The following is a 15285-nucleotide window of genomic DNA, read 5'->3' on the forward strand; positions in this document are numbered from 1 at the left end:
TCGCCATCGCTACTCCTTGTTCAACCAACCGATGCTGTACCGAATGCCGAATGACCCCATCATCTTGAGGTCATCGTGGTCCCCCATCGGCTCGGGATCGATGCCCGACCCGCGGTAGCCCACGTGCAGGTTGTTGTCCGTCGGGCCCTGGCTCCCATCGACCCAACGATAAGCGTAGAGGATCTCGCCCTGCCACCAGGCCACGCCCACGGACGAGCGCGACTGGGTCCACTCGTCGTAATAGCGCTTCACCAGCCAGCCACCGCGAATGGACCTATCCGCAAGTTGCATCGCCACGTAGCCGCATTGCCAGGGGTTCTCCTTTGCCCGAAAGCCCACCGCGAAGAAGTACAGGCGGCCCTCCTTGCCCGCGTCCTTCGAGGCGTCGAAGAGAAGGGTGCAGCGAGAGTTGCCGGCGGCTCTTCCCGCTTCACCTTCGACCCACTCGGGTGCGCTGGCCTCCGTGAGGAGGCCCATCGAGTCGATGTTCAGCCGCCGGACCTGCCAGCGCGATTTGCGCTGGGCATCCTGGTCTTGGGCGATACCGATCACCACTTGATGCTGGATGGTGTCCTCGCAGAACCCGGGTGCGATCTCGCTGGTGAAGCGAAACGCGTGGAATTCCAGCTTGTCCAGGTTCTCCTTGGTTGGCTTTGCCGGGAGGATCGCATACTGGATTGCTTTCGTTTCGTGGTTCCAGAGCAGAAGATAGGCGCGGCCATTCGCGGTGCCCACGGTCGGAACTGCCTTCGTGTTGGCGTGGACCGAGGCCCAATCGCTAACCCTAAGGCTGTCGCCCTTGAGTTCGCCCGTTCGGAGGACGACTCCATTCTTGGTGGGATAGGCAAAGACCAGCGACTTCCCAACCGTGATCCCCACCGGATCGCCCGTTACCGCTTCTTTTTCGACAATCCATGGATCGCGCCAGACCTTTGGCTTGAGCAGCTTGCGGAGGTACAGCGTCCCGGGCTTCTCCACTGAGACGTCGGGCGAGGACTTTGGGTCGGCGGGCTTGTCATGCTTGGCATAGAGCAGGAATGCGTCCCTGCCGTTTATGATCCACCAGGGCGACGCCATCGTTTTCCCCGCATCGTCGCGCGCGCCCGCGCTCGTGGAATAGCCGTAGTTGATATCTGCGCGGATGTGCGTCTCGCCGAGCACCCCGTTCCAGTTCCAGTCGATGAGCGTGGTTTTGCCGTTTGGCTTGAGCTTGAAGCGATAGGGTCCTCTTTCAAGGAACTTCGCCCGCTCGTAGGGCAGCGGGAGCACCTCGCTTAAGTCGTTCTCGCGGAGCACGAAATCGGCGAGTTCGCCGGTGCTGTAGGCGATCCTGGTGGCGTCGTCTTCGAGCGAATAGGAGTAAGCGTAGTTCATCAGGCTCCGGTAAATCGGGCACTGGCTGGGCCCCCAAAAACCGTTGTGGTCCATGCCGATCTGGTGGCCAAACTCGTGCAGAAAGGTTGCGTAGAGGCTGTTCCGCCCCCCGCCGCATCCGCCTCCATCGCCCAACTGGTCGGCCTGCCCGCCGCCCCAAGGGGTGATCTGCATCCAGTGGACCACGCCGCGCCACTTGGCGGGGATGTAGAGATCGCGCGATTCCCACCAAGGCTTCTTCTGTGCCTCTTTGTCGAGCACGTTCAGCCATATGGGGTGGAGACTCCAGCCCGTCTTGCCGTCAGGATTTTTTGTCGGCAGCTTCGCGTAATAGTCCACGCACCGGGCAAGCTCCTCTTTGGCGAGCGTCTCATCGAGGCCGTCAAAGCGGGAAATCAGGCAGATGAAGTCCGTGTGCCGAGGGTCGCAGCCCAGCTCCTGCAGCTTTAGACCCCTGAATTCACCTACCTCCCAACCGTCGAGTAGGCCGTCGGCATCGGTGTCCGGGTTCATGGGGTCTGTGCCCAGCTTGGCCTCTTCAGTATTGGGCAGTCCATCGCGGTCAGAGTCGGTTTCGCCTGGCGACACCTTTCGGTAGATGCGGACAGATTGGGCCGTGTGGTGCTCGTTCCCGTTCCGGAACTCGATTACATCCTCGTCGCCGTCGGCGTCCATGTCGCCCAGCGCGAACCTTCGCGGCGCATCGGGCAGCCCTGATGGGGGAAGCAGCGTCTCGATCCCCTTGAGAGGCTCGGTGATCCTCCCCTTGAAGGGAACTGCCGCCTTATCTTTGAGGCTAATGGCGAACGCTCCTCCTTTGCCTTGGACCACGACCTTGCCTGGCTCGAGCCATATGAGCCTTGGCTTATCGAGCTTCTTGGGGAGCTTCAGCCATTCCACACCCGACTGAAAAGCGCCGCTCTTAAAGTCCGAGGCGAGCATGAGCGTCTGGCCATCGAAGATTCCCACGACGTCGGCGCCCTTCTTCCCGTCGAATTCGCCCGCGGCTGCCGCTTGGCAGCCCTTACCCCACTGGGATCGGGCGCGGCCGGCGCGTGCCGTCTTCATGCCGGCCACGTTCAGCATCACGTCGATGAACCCCTCTCCTTGGGTCGAGACCGAGATCAGATCGGCATAGCCGTCGCCGTCTACGTCTGCGGCCAAGGGCAGAAAGGGCGGCGCCGCGAACCCGAGGGTCCAAGGGACCGGTGGGGCGAAAACGGGTGCTGTGAGCAAAGGCAGCGCGGCCAGGAGCAGCATCCAACGAGTTTACAGCGCATCTCGGCGCTGCGCGGCATGCTTACACTTTTGTAGGCATTGCAGTGGAACGAGGGGCGCTTGGGTCTCCCACCCCAACCCCTCCCTCAGTTTCGCTTCGCAAAACCAAGGGAGGGGCTAAGCACTTACCCGCCAGTCTTGGGAGGGACGGTCTTCGGATAGGGCGGCGTCTTGAATCCCTTGGCTGGGTGCTTCTTGAGCTGGTCGAGCAGGTACTCGATCGCCTTCTCCAATTGCGGGTCCTGGCCCTTCGCCAGGAGGTCCGGGCGGAGGTCAACGTCTATGTCGGGGTCAATGCCCTTGTTCTCCGCGATCCACTCGCCAAGGTCTTTGTCGTAGATGCCGAATTCCGGCACCGACACTCCGCCGCCATCGGCGAGGTTGCTGAGACCGTTGATGCCGACCAGGCCACCCCAGGTGCGTTTTCCGATCAGCGGGCCGAGGCCCGCCTGCCTGAACATCCATGGGAAGAAGTCCCCTCCTGACCCGGCGTACTGGTTGATCAGCATCGCCTTGGGGCCCTCGATCGCGACGCCATCAGGCACGGAGCCTCCGGCGAAGTTGTTGCCCGTGAAGGCTGCCATCACCTTGCGGCTGAGGGTATCCACGAACCACGGCTGGATGAACCCGCCGCCGTTCCAGCGCTCGTCCACGATCACGGCGTCCTTCCCGGTTTGGCTCCAGAAGCCGCGCATGAACTCAGTCGTGCCCTGCACGGCCGTATCCGGGATGTGCATGTAGCCGATCTTGCCGCCGGAGGCCGCCGCCACTTTGGCACGGGTCTCCTCGACCCACGACCAGTAGCGGAGCTCGTCCTCGCTGCCGATCGGGCGCACCCGCTCGTGACGCGCTCCCTCAAGCGTCGGCTTGTCGTTGACCGTCACAACGACCGACTTGCCGGACCTCCTGAGAAGCAGAGATGCCGGGTTCACGCTCTTGGTGACAGGCTTGCCGTCAATTTCAAGGAGATAGTCGCCCTCCTTCACGTTCACGCCCGGATCCATGAAGGGGCTGCGGCGAGACTCGTCATAGTTAGCGCCCGCGTAGATCTTCGAGATCTTCACGAAGTCGCCCTCGATGGCGTAGTCGCAGCCCAGCATGCCGACCGGCACAGGAGGCGACGACGGACCCATGTCCCCGCCGCCCACATAGGCGTGCCCCGTCCCGAGTTCTCCGATCATGAGCCCGAACACGTAGCTCAGGTCGGACCGGTGCTTCACGTAAGGCAGGTACTTGGCATATTGGGCGCCGACCGACTTCCAGTCCACGCCGGCCATCTGGGGATCGTAGAAGTTGTCGCGCATATAGCGCCAAACTTCCCAGTACATCTGCTTCCACTCGGTCGGCAGGTCGATAACCGCAGCCACGTCGCTCGTGTCCACGCGTTTGGGCTGCGCCCCGGGCGCAAGGTCCAAAATCGACACCGCGCTTCCCGATACGAAGGCGGCCTTGGTGCGGGTGGCGTTCACTGAAGCCGCGCTAAAGCCGCCCTGCATGATCATCGCCGGCGCGGGTGAGCCGAGGTCGTACTTCATGAAGCCACCGCCGGACATGAAGAACACGCCATTGGTGCTGCCGAGGATCATCGGATAGCTGCTGTTCGACATGGGGAGCGGGATCGCTCGGGCCGCCAGGCCGTCGAAGTCGATCTTTACGTCCTTGTCATCCTTGGGAGCTTCAGCCGGTTTAGCGCCGGCTTCCGGTTTGGCAGGATCGGGCTTCTTGGGTTCCTCCTTGACCTTCTCCTCGTCCGGTTTCGGGTACTGCGGGTTGGGCGTGTCCTTGGCGAGTGGAATCACATAGATCCGATCCGTGTTCATTGGAGCCATCGCCAACTCGTACTTTCCGTTGACCGGTGCAAACGTTCGCGCCGACACGATGTAAAGGTACTTTCCGCCCATGTCGAAGCTCACAGCGGAATCGTCGTAGTAGCCATCCGTGACCTGGGTGGCTTTGCCGGTCGCGATCTCGTACAGATAGACCGCGCCAAGGTAGTTCTTCTGCTGGTTGACATAGGCGATCCACTTGCTGTCGGGGGAGATATCCCAAGATCCAAGGCCGAAGTTGCCGTGAAGCACTAAAGTGAGCTTCCTCGATTCGACGTCGAGTACGAAGAGCTTGCTGTTACGGGTCGTGATCAGGAGCTTCTTGCCGTCTGGGAACCACTGAATCGAGGTGGCAGGGATCTTCGCGCCGTCCGTAAGCTGGGTGGCCTTGCCGCCCATCTGCGGCATGGTGTAGACCTCCCATTCTCCGGTCGCATCGGACACATAGGCCAGGGTCTGGCCGTCTGGCGACCAGGCTGGGCACCGCTCGCGTGAACTCGCAGTGTTGGAGACGTTGCGGGTCTCACCGTTCTTCTGCGGCACACTGAACAGTTCGCCGCGCGCTTCGATGAGCACTCGTGCCCCTGAGGGCGAGATCGCGAGGTCCGTGATGTAGGGGTTCAGGTTCTTGAGCACAGGCCGGGCCGCCACATTGTCGCTGGCGACTTTGGCGCTGAACTTCTCGATCTTCCCGCTCGCGATGTCATAGGTGTAGATTGCGCCATCGCGCTCGTACACGATCGTCTTGCCATCGGTCTTGGGCCACTTGATGTCGGCATCGGCAAACGTGGTGAGCTGCTTGTCCTGTTTCGATTTCAAGTCGTAGCGATAGAGGTTCACTGTGCCTTGGTTGCGGTCGCTGGCGTAGTAGATCGCGTCGCCGACCCACATCGGGAACCAAGAATTCTCACGCTTATGCGGCAGCTCGGAATAGGTGTTGTCCGAGAGGTTATAGATAGACACGAACCCATGCGTGCCACCGCGGTAGCGCCGCCAGTTGAACTGGTGCGATGCCGCGCGGTTGTAGGCGATCGACTTGCCATCCGCCGAGAATGAGCCGTCGGCGATCTCCTGGATGGGCGTGCGCGTCGAGGGGCCTCCTGCGGGATCGACACTCCAGAGCATCTGCATCTGGCCGTTAAAGGTCCCAAAGCTGGACTTGTAGGCGATCTTGCCATCGGGAGTCCACGACACGACGCCGTCGGGATCGGGTTCATAGGTCAAGCGCTTGGGCTCGCCTCCCTCTGAGGGGATGACGTAGATATCGGGCATGCCGTCGTAGCTGGCGTTGAAGGCGATCCATTTGCCGTCAGGAGAAAACTGGGCGCCGGACTCAGCCCCCGGGTGGGAGGTGAGGCGCCGCGCCAGACCCCCGGTGCGGTTGGCGAGCCAGAGGTCGCCGGCATAGGTGAAAACGATTTGGTCGCCGTGAATGTCCGGCATCCGCATGAGGCGCATCTCCTCAGCCTGAAACGGCATGGCGATGAGCGACGCGGCGAGAAGCGTAAGCATGAAATCCTCCAGGGCCGTTCTAAGCCCCGTAGAATTATGGCGATTGCCCTTGCCGGAGTTCCCAAGCTGGCCCCCTTGTTGGGAACTTGGTCCCAGGAGGAGTCGTGTTTCCCAGACCGATCTTCAGGATATGCAAACCAGAGCCCACAGGGCCAAGTTGCGAGCTGAGGGTCACCTCTGGCCGTAGCGGTTCTGGTAGCGATCCCACCATTTCTCGATCTCCTCTCGTGGGATCGGGTTGGGGCCGCCAAGCTGCATCGAGAGAAACACCGTTTTGGCGACGTCTTCGACCATCACAGCCGCCTTGAGCGCCGCTTTCGGGGAACCGCCCCACGTGAACACGCCGTGGTTTCCCATGAGGATCGCGGGTGCTCGTTCATTCCTGCATGCGAGGATCGCTTGCCCAATGTGGTCGCCCTCATTGTTGACATAGGGCGCGCACGGCACCTCGCCACCAAACTCATCGGCGATGGCCGTGAGGACGGGTGGGATCGGTTTGCCTGCGGCCGCAAAGGCGGTCGCGAAGTTGCTGTGGGTGTGGACCACACCCCGAACGTCGGGCATATGTCGATAGAGAAAGAGGTGGTGAGGCAGGTCGACACTTGGCTTGAGCTTTGCCCCCTCGGAGCCATCTTGCTCGATCTCGCCGGTTCTGAGGTTTACCGGTGCGAGCTTCTCGGGGGTGAGCGCGTCGTAGTCCATGCCGCTCGGCTTGATGTAGACCAGACCCGTATCAGGGTCATAGCCGCTGGCGTTCCCGGAGTGCATGGTCACAAGGCCTGCTTTGGGCAGGGCCTGGTTGGCGTCGCAGACGGCTTGTCGAAGGGCGGCAGACATAAGAACAGTCTACTGAAACGGCTCTTCGGTCCAGCGCCCCGGTGCCTCGGGGCCAATCTGTGGCATAATATGACTAGTCATTGACTAGTTTGAATTATGGAAAGTGTTGGCATTTTTGAGGCGAAGACCCACCTTTCGGAGCTTGTTAAGCGGGCTGCAAAGGGAGAGACCATTGTCATCACCATGCATGGGAAGCCGACTGCGCGTCTGATGCCTGTCGAGGAGGCCACACCTAAGATGTCCCTTGATGAAGTGATTGAAGCGATCAGGCAGTTCAGAGCACGCCACGGGAGCTTTTCGATCGACGAGCTCATCGCGATGAAGCATGAAGGTCACCGATATTGACGAATGTCGTTGTCGATGCGTCCGTTGTCCTTGCGTGGTTTCTACGGGACGAACAAAACACTTACGCCGACGCTCTCTTGACTTCAGCAAATTCAGTGTCTTTCCTGGTTCCGCAGCACTGGACATTGGAGATCGCAAATGTCTTTGCACTCGCCGAAAATGTAGGAAGGCTAACAGCATCGGACGTTGCCGGAGCCCTCAACACCTTGGGGAGTCTACAGATTGAAGTCGACTCCGAAACCTATTCGTCGGCCTTTGGCATGACACTCTCCCTTTGCCGACGCCACAGAATCACGGCCTATGATGCCGCGTACTTGGAGTTGGCACTAAGGAAGGGCGCAGGGTTGGCCAGCCTCGACAGAAAACTAGTGGCCGCTGCGGCAGCTGAAGGCGCCACCCTCTTCCAGCCCTGATCTACCCGTTTCTCGCTTCCTCGCGAATCCGAATCATCGCCTTCATTGCGCCGTGAAGGTCCGGGTGGCGCTTCACTTTCCCAAAGCTGTCGTGAAGATCGGAATAGAGCGCATAGAGCCGATCGTACACCGCCACTGCATCGGGCTCAGGGCGGTACACCTCATCCTTCACCCCCGTCATGGCTGCGATCGCCGTGAGCGTGTCTTGGTGCGCGCCGCCAACCACCGACGCCATGATCGCCGAACCCAGCGCACAGGTTTGGGCGGACCGGCTGATCTTCATGGGGCGGTTCAAAACGTCGGCATAGATCTGCATGGTCAGCGGACTTTTCTCCGCGATACCACCGCAATTCACAACTTCTTGAATATTCACGCCATGCTTTTCAATCTGCTCGATGATCTTGCGCGCGCCAAACGCCGTCGCCTCGATCATGGCCCGATAGACGTCTCCGGCCGACGTGTGCAACGACTGGCCGATGAGCAAACCACTGAGCAATGGGTCCACTAGGATCGTGCGGTTGCCATTGTTCCAATCCAGCGCGAGCAATCCGCTTTCGCCGGGCCTCAATTGCTCTGCTTCAGCGGATAGTTCGCCGTGGCCCTTGCCGAGAAGGCGTACCGCCCAATTGAACAGGTCACCAACTGCCGATTGCCCCGCCTCGACCCCCACCATGCCCGGTATGACCGAACCCGGCACCACACCGCAGACTCCCGGAATGTCCGGCGTGTCCTCGCCGCCCACCATGATGTCGCAGGTACTGGTCCCCATGATCTTGACCAGCGTGCCTTGTGCCCGGCGGCACAAACGCCGCGCTTCATGATGAGCGGATCGGTGGTTCCAGTAAGCCAAGCGGGGATGTAGTCCTGACACTCGACCCAAGAGAACGCGGCCTCGAAGACCTTGGGCGCCGTTCGCGCGCAGTGCAGGATCTTTGACCAGAACCACTCGCTGGAATAGGTGCCGCCACACTTGTTTAGGTAAGGCCGGCCCTGGGCGGCAGCCCTCTCAGTGATCTCGGCGGCTTCGGCGTAGCTCGTGTGGTCTTTCCAGAGCCAGGCGTGGGCGGCCAGGTCGTCTTTGAATGCGTCGAGCATCCCAAGCGGCGTGCCGTTCTTGTCCACAGGCAAAGGCGTGGATCCAGTGGTGTCGACGCCGATGCCGACGATGGCCTCGGTCTGAAACGCGTAGTCGTCTGCTTTGGCGTCTTGAACAGCGCCTCGAACGGCCTCCACGAGGCTCCAAAGCCAATCGCCGGGGTTCTGGCGGGCGAGGTTTGGGTCACGCTCATCGAGCAGGATTCCCGCCTCGCCGCTCGGGTAGTTCACGACGGACGTTCCGACTTCCCGGCCGTCGGCGCAGTCCACGACGAGGGCGCGAACGGAGTTCGTTCCGAAATCAATGCCAAGGGTGTAGGTGGGCATGGGCTTGTCCTATTCTGGTTCGAGCGGAGCACACAATGCTCCTTTGCGAAGCGGGCGGGGTCTGGTCTCGGCTATCCTCCAGCTGTGCCTCGGATCGCCATCTTGACGCACAGAAGCGAGGCGTTCGAGCAGGTGCCCTATTACCTGCGCGGAATCGCCGACGTCTGGAAGGAAAGGGGCCTGGATGTCAAAGTCTGCCACGGTCCTGGCCAGGCTGTGGAAGCCGACTTGGCCGTTCTTCACGTGGACCTGACCGAAATTCCAGCCGAATATCGGGCTCTCGCTGCCCGCTATCCGGTCTGCCTGAACCGCCACACCTCCGACATCTCCAAGCGCACGCTTAGCCGGCACCTGGTCCACTATGGCGATGGCTACGATGGTCCGGTGATCGTGAAGGCGGATCGCAACTGCGGCGGCGCCAAGGAGGCCGAGCTGGCCGCACGCCGCGGCGCACGGACAGGTGGTTCGGCGCCCTTTCAAGACTATCAGGTGTTTGAGTCTCCAGAACGGGTGCCTCCGCCAGTCTGGCAGGACCGAGAGTTGGTGGTCGAGAGGTTCCTGCCCGAGATGCAAGACGGGCTCTACAGTCTGCGACTCTGGTATTTCCTTGGCAGCCGAGAGTTTGGCGCGCGCAACTTCTCGGAGAGCCCGATCGTGAAATCGGCGAGCACAATCCGCCGCGAGCCGCTAGAGGATGTGCCCGACGAACTGCGCGAGCTTAGAGCGGAGCTGGGGTTCGACTTCGGCAAGTTCGACTACGCGATCGTAGACGGCCGGGTGGTGCTGTACGATGCGAACCGAACGCCCTGCACCGGTGCAGGGGTGATGGCAAAGAGCGCCGAGCGGTATCGGAACCTTGCTGAAGGGATCTGGGAATACCTGTGAGAATCGGCGAAGAAGCCCCTACGGGTCCAAAAGGGATACTTCGTCCTCAACAAGCAACGTGGGGGCACTATGGATAGTCGGCAACTAGATCGGCAGTGCCTCCCTCGATCCCTTTCGGACGTTCCTTTCGGCCGCCGTCGTCCTTTCCGTCACGATCGACGCTGTAAAGCAGAAAGCCCTTCCCTTGCTTTCGGTACTTGAGCGGCTTGCCGTCAAATGGGTCGATTGGCGGTGACCCAAGGTCCCCAAGCTTCTCAGGAAAGCTGCCATGCTGCTTTCCATAGGCCAGGAGCCGCCAGTAGCCTTCGCTGACCGCCTCGTTGGCAAGGTCTCGCGCCGCCGCCCTGGCGGCCTGGTCGACGGTTGGGATCAAGATCTTGTTCATCAAGTAGCTCAAGTCGTTGTGCGCCTCTTCGCGGGCGGTCTCTTCCTTGAGCACGGCTTCCAGCGCCAGATAGTCCTGCGGGTCCCTTGGCATCCGAGCCAACATGCGCCGGTGGAACTGGATATACCTCGCTTGCCAAGCATCCTTGAACCGACCGACGAAGCCGTCCGCGTAGAATCCTGGAGGCCCACTCCCGTCGGTACGCTCGCTTGGCGCGGCGAGCAGCTCCACCTCTCTCATGTTCTTGATACTGCGAAGTGTGGATAGCCCAAGAACGAAGTCTCCTTTGAAGGCAGCCCGAAAGTCGACGTGGACTGCCCGACGGGAAAGACGTTCACCCATCGCGATCGCCCTGGAGTCGCCCCCACGCTCTTTCAGAATCTGCCGGAGACCCGTGTGCGTGATCGCGTTGAGCGCAATCTGGACCAATGCGCCAATTAGGCACGGTTCACGACCCGCCATGTCGGCAATGCGGAAGGACGCTACCAAGTCCCTCTCGGCGGCTCCCCAATCGCCGCGCCGCGCCGCGATGTTCGCCCGGCCAACGAGCACGCGAACGACGTTCTTGAGATTCGCGAACTCTGGAAACAGCACTTTCGCCCCAAGTCCGTAGTCCTTCCCAAAGTCGCACGCTGGCAGCTTGGCAGCAGCAACGATGGCATCGATCTGCGGTCCCACCTTGCTCAAAAGCAGCTTTGCTTCTTTGAGCTCGGAAGGGCCGGCTTTGCCGGTCGCGATGCTGCCGAAGACCCGCCTTGAAGTCGAAGCAGTGACGACTTTCCTTACGGCTTCGCTCTCGTTAGCCAGAGTCGGGCCGGCGTTCTGGTTGGGGTCGATCGGGCGCTTGACGAAGAGCTCTTCCGACGTGAGCGGCAGACCTTCACGCCTTGCCGCCGCCACTTCCTTGGGCAGGTCTCTTGCTGCAGCATCCGCGCCTCCCAAGAGCGCCTGCCACAGGACAAAGCCACCCAGACCGCAAATCCCTAGGCACACCAGCACCGTGATGCCAAAAACCCACCAGACCGGCTTGACGCGTCTAGCCATGGAGACGAGCATACTCCGGCGGCTCAGCGCCGAGAGCAAAGCCGCCGGTACTCTCCCACCATGCTCCTTACGAGCCTGATCTTCGCTATGGCTACGATCCCGCAACACACCTTCGGTTGGAACGACACCGACTTTCTGCTAGACGGCAAGCGCTTCCTGATCCGCTCGGGCGAGATGCATCACGAGCGCATCCCCGTGCCCTACTGGCGGCACCGGCTGAAGATGGCCAAGGCGATGGGCCTGAACACGGTCTGCGCGTACCTGTTTTGGAACCACATCGAGCCCGAACCGGGCAAGTGGAACTTCAAGGGCCCTTCGGACGTGGCGGCTTATTGCAGGATCGCACATGAAGAGGGCCTGAAGGTCATCCTTCGGCCCGGACCCTACTCCTGCGCCGAGTGGGAGTTTGGCGGTTTTCCCTATTGGCTGCTCAAACACGAGGGGATTCAGCTTCGCACGCGGGACCCCCAATATCTGGCAGCGGTAAAAAAGTACCTGGCAGCCGTCGGAAAAGAGCTAGCCCCCCTTCAGTGGACCCGTGGCGGACCCATCATCATGGTCCAGGTCGAAAACGAGTACGGCAGCTACGGCTCGGACAAGGAGTACATCGGGATCGTGGCACAGGACCTTCGCGACGCCGGCTTCGAGGTGCCGCTCTTTACCTGCGATGGCCCGAGCCAGCTCAAAAACGACACGCGCGATGACCTGTTCTGCGCGGTCAACTTCGGCGGCAATCCCGAGCCGCACTTCAAGGCGCTGCGCGAGATACGGCCCAAGGGTCCGCTCATCTGCGCCGAGTTCTATCCGGGATGGTTCGACTCTTGGGGCGGGAAGCATCACACCGGCTCGGTCGAGAGTGTCGTCAAAGACCTCAAATACATGCTGGACCACAACGCTTCGTTCAGCATCTACATGGCGCACGGTGGCACGTCGTTTGGGTTCAACAGCGGCGCGAACTGCCCGCCGTTCTCGCCTCAGAGCACGAGCTACGATTACGACGCGCCGATCAACGAGAACGGTCAGGCGACGCCCAAGTTCCACGCCCTACGAGAGCTTTTCGCCAAGTACCTGCTCCCTGGGGAGACCCTGCCGCCTGTACCGACAGGAATTGCTGTCGGCTCGCTCAAGCCGGTGCGTCTGACGGAGTTCGCTTCGCTTGCGGCGAACCTGCCGAAGCCCAAGCGCTCGCCCAGACCACTCACGTTCGAGGACGTGAACCAGGCTTACGGAGCTGTTCTCTACCGGACGTCGTTGCCGGCAGGGCCGGCTTGCCGGCTCAAAGTAGATGAGATCCATGACTACGCCGTGGTCTCCGTGGACGGCAAGAGAGTTGGAGTGATCGATCGGCGTCGCGGGAAGAACACGCTCGACCTTCCAGTTCGGAAGAAGCCAGCAACACTGGACCTTCTGATCGAGGCCATGGGCCGCGTGAACTACGGCGGCTTCATCCACGACAAGAAGGGACTGGTCGGCAGCGCCTCATTGGTGAATGCAGGGGAGAACACACCCCTGAAGGGCTGGCGAATGTTCAGGCTGCCCTTCGACGCGGAGCACCTCAAAACCCTCAAGTTCGGAAGATCGGTGGGAAGAGGGCCTGGCGTGTATCGAGGCCATCTGGAGATCTCCGAGCCCAAAGACACCTTTCTTGACGTCCGCAACTGGAACAAAGGCATGGTTTGGGTGAACGGCCACAATCTGGGCCGGTTCTGGAGCATCGGCCCGCAGCAGACGATGTACTTGCCCGGTTGCTGGCTCAAAAAGGGAAAGAACGAGGTGCTGGTGCTGGATTACGGCGACAAGGTCGCCAAACCCACGGTCCAGGGACTGACGAAACCGATCCTGGATGAGCCGCACCCCGAGGCGACCAACCTTCACCGCAAGCCGGGCCAGAACCTGGACCTCACGGGCTATCTGATGGCAGCAAGCGGCGCCTTCGAGCAGGGCGACAAGCCTCAAAGCTTCAGTTTCGCACCGATTCAGGCTCGCTTCGTGTGCTTGAAGTCCCTCGGATCGCAGGCTGGCGACCCGTATGCCAGTTGTGCGGAGCTCTATGTGCTCGGCGGGGACGGCAAGCCGCTCTCGCGGGCTGGCTGGAAGATCTCCTTTGCCGACAGCGAGGAATCGGAAGGCGAGGACGGCAGCGCGGACAACCTATTGGACGATAATCCAAAGACGATCTGGCACACGCAGTGGGTGAGCGGGAGTCCTGCCCATCCCCACGCGGTCGTGATTGACCTGGGCAAGGTCCAGACGCTCTCGGGATTCACCTATGTCCCGCGCCCAATGCAGTCGAACGGCCACCCGCCTGGGAGGATCAAAGGGTTCGAGTTCTACTGCAAAGAATAGGGATGAGGGCGATCGCTGCTTCGTTCACGCCGCAAGGACCCCTCAACCGGTTCGCTGACGCCCGCTGGCCTCTCCCACAAGGAAGATGAGGCCATGTGTTCGCGGGACCGCAGTCGAGGACCTGCGGCCCGCGAAGACGCATGTGCACCAGGCTCCAGGGCTTCGCCCTTCGCTTCAACGGGTCTGCCCTGAGGGCCTGCCCCTTCCTCCGCAGAACTCATTGAAACAGACCCGCGAGGAGCCAGGAGGCTCCAAACCAGATCGCAATGACGGTGGTGGGCTTCCCCTAAGGGGCGCAGGAAATCGCACGACGGTAGACTCTATGCTGCAGTGAAACGACCTGCGCCGCTGCTGCTCCTCGTGTCCGTGCTCGCGCTCGCGGCGAAGGGCCCCGCGACGTGCAGGCAAGCGGACCCGCTGACTTCCGGGGACAGGGCCTACCTGCGCGATCTGGCCCGCGACACCTGGCGCTGCATCGCGGGGCTGGAACACCCTGAAACGGGCCTGCCCTACGACAACTCGGACAAGGGCGAATTCACCTCCGTCTCGAACATAGGCTTCTACCTTTCCAGCGTCGCCGCGGCAGAACGGCTGGGCTTCATTCGCCATGAAGAGGCCGTTGCGCGCCTCAAGAAGACCCTCGCGAGTGTGCTGAAGCTCCAGAAGTGGCGCGGCTTTCAGCAGTGCTGGAACTCGGTGCTCACGCTCCAGCCCGCAACGCACGACACCGCGATCTCCATCCTCGACAGCGGCAACCTGGCTGCGAGCCTGCTCGCGGTGGCGCAGATGACGCCAGAGGTCAGCGAGCCCAGTCGGCGCTTGTTTAAGGCCATGGAGTGGAAGTGGTTCTACGACCCCGCTGCCGAGGCGCTCTTCGGCGGGTATGACACGAAGACCGGAGTCATGAACCCTCGATGGCATCTGAGCGCTTTGGGCACCGACGCCGAGCTCGCGCTCTTCTTGGCCGTCGCATCCGGTCAGGCGCCGGCGAGCATCTGGAGTAAGCTCGACACCTCCAGAGAGTCCCGTTACGGATTCGAATACCTGAAGCCCGGATGGCAGGGCGGCGGGCTGTTCATGCATTTCATCTCTGGCATTTGGCTGGACAATCGTGGCACCTTGATGGAAAAGTCGGCAAAGAGCTTCGCCGCCGCCCAGATCGAGCACGCGAAGAGGGTCGGCTCCCCGGTCTGGGGCTGGTCCGCCTCCGACAACCCTGCCGGCGGCTACCTTGGATGGGGCGCGCTGATCGACGAGGTCGTCACGCCCCACGCCTCGGTCCTCGCGATCGAGCACTTTCCCAGAGAGGTCGTTTTCAACCTCAGAGCTATCGAGAAACTAGGTGCGCGCAGCCGCGGGCAGGGGTTCTTCGACGCGATCAATACGAAGTCCCGGCTCTGCTCAAAGAAGTTTCTGATGCTCGACCAGGGCATGCTCCTCTTGAGCTTGACGAACTTCCTGGAGAACGGCGCGGTCCGGGCAGCGTTCCAGCAGGACCCCGCGGTCCAGTCGGGTCGCCGCAAGATCGCCTTCTTTAAGGGCCGTTGACACCCTAAGCCCATCGCCCCTCGCCTCGCCTCTCGCCCCTCCCCTCGCCCTTCGCCTCTCGCCTCTCGCT

Annotated in this window: 9 protein-coding genes and 1 pseudogene; 5 read left to right on the forward strand and 5 right to left on the reverse strand. The window is 61.5% G+C overall.

What is annotated here, in order from left to right; translation table 11 throughout:
- Positions 1 to 9: 9 nt before the first annotated feature.
- The 3 genes from HZC36_10145 to HZC36_10155 form a co-directional block, all read right to left on the reverse strand.
- A complete protein-coding gene (locus tag HZC36_10145) occupies positions 10 to 2634 on the reverse strand; it encodes a hypothetical protein (protein ID MBI5707335.1) in 2625 nt (874 codons plus the stop codon).
- A 143-nt stretch (positions 2635 to 2777) separates the two neighbouring features.
- Positions 2778 to 5990, reverse strand: a complete 3213-nt coding sequence (locus tag HZC36_10150; GenBank protein ID MBI5707336.1) for a PD40 domain-containing protein — start codon at positions 5988 to 5990, stop codon at positions 2778 to 2780.
- 171 nt (positions 5991 to 6161) lie between these two features.
- Positions 6162 to 6827 (reverse strand): class II aldolase/adducin family protein, encoded by a 666-nt coding sequence (locus tag HZC36_10155; protein ID MBI5707337.1) that lies wholly within the window; start codon positions 6825 to 6827, stop codon positions 6162 to 6164.
- A gap of 96 nt (positions 6828 to 6923) precedes the next feature.
- Between HZC36_10155 and HZC36_10160 the strand changes: the two genes are divergently transcribed.
- Both HZC36_10160 and HZC36_10165 read left to right on the forward strand, forming a co-directional pair.
- Complete coding sequence (locus tag HZC36_10160; protein MBI5707338.1) at positions 6924 to 7172, forward strand: type II toxin-antitoxin system Phd/YefM family antitoxin; 249 nt, start codon at positions 6924 to 6926, stop codon at positions 7170 to 7172.
- Positions 7169 to 7585: a type II toxin-antitoxin system VapC family toxin gene (locus tag HZC36_10165; protein ID MBI5707339.1), complete on the forward strand. Its 417-nt coding sequence runs from the start codon at positions 7169 to 7171 to the stop codon at positions 7583 to 7585. The genes HZC36_10160 and HZC36_10165 overlap by 4 nt, the downstream gene beginning before the upstream one ends.
- Before the next feature lies 1 nt (position 7586).
- Here HZC36_10165 and HZC36_10170 read toward each other — a convergent pair.
- Positions 7587 to 9007: pseudogene (locus HZC36_10170) on the reverse strand (ribulokinase).
- Between the two features lie 84 nt (positions 9008 to 9091).
- Between HZC36_10170 and HZC36_10175 the strand changes: the two are divergent.
- Complete coding sequence (locus tag HZC36_10175) at positions 9092 to 9892, forward strand: hypothetical protein (protein ID MBI5707340.1); 801 nt, start codon at positions 9092 to 9094, stop codon at positions 9890 to 9892.
- 67 nt (positions 9893 to 9959) lie between these two features.
- Here HZC36_10175 and HZC36_10180 read toward each other — a convergent pair whose 3' ends face one another.
- Positions 9960 to 11321, reverse strand: a complete 1362-nt coding sequence (locus HZC36_10180; GenBank protein MBI5707341.1) for a hypothetical protein — start codon at positions 11319 to 11321, stop codon at positions 9960 to 9962.
- A 60-nt stretch (positions 11322 to 11381) separates the two neighbouring features.
- Between HZC36_10180 and HZC36_10185 the strand changes: the two genes are divergently transcribed.
- Together HZC36_10185 and HZC36_10190 are read left to right on the forward strand one after the other, a co-directional pair.
- A complete protein-coding gene (locus HZC36_10185; protein ID MBI5707342.1) occupies positions 11382 to 13667 on the forward strand; it encodes a beta-galactosidase in 2286 nt (761 codons plus the stop codon).
- A 330-nt stretch (positions 13668 to 13997) separates the two neighbouring features.
- A complete protein-coding gene (locus HZC36_10190; protein MBI5707343.1) occupies positions 13998 to 15215 on the forward strand; it encodes a DUF3131 domain-containing protein in 1218 nt (405 codons plus the stop codon).
- Positions 15216 to 15285: the final 70 nt, after the last annotated feature.

This window comes from Armatimonadota bacterium, from assembly GCA_016223145.1.
In the GTDB taxonomy this organism is placed as follows: Bacteria; Armatimonadota; Fimbriimonadia; order Fimbriimonadales; family Fimbriimonadaceae; genus Nitrosymbiomonas.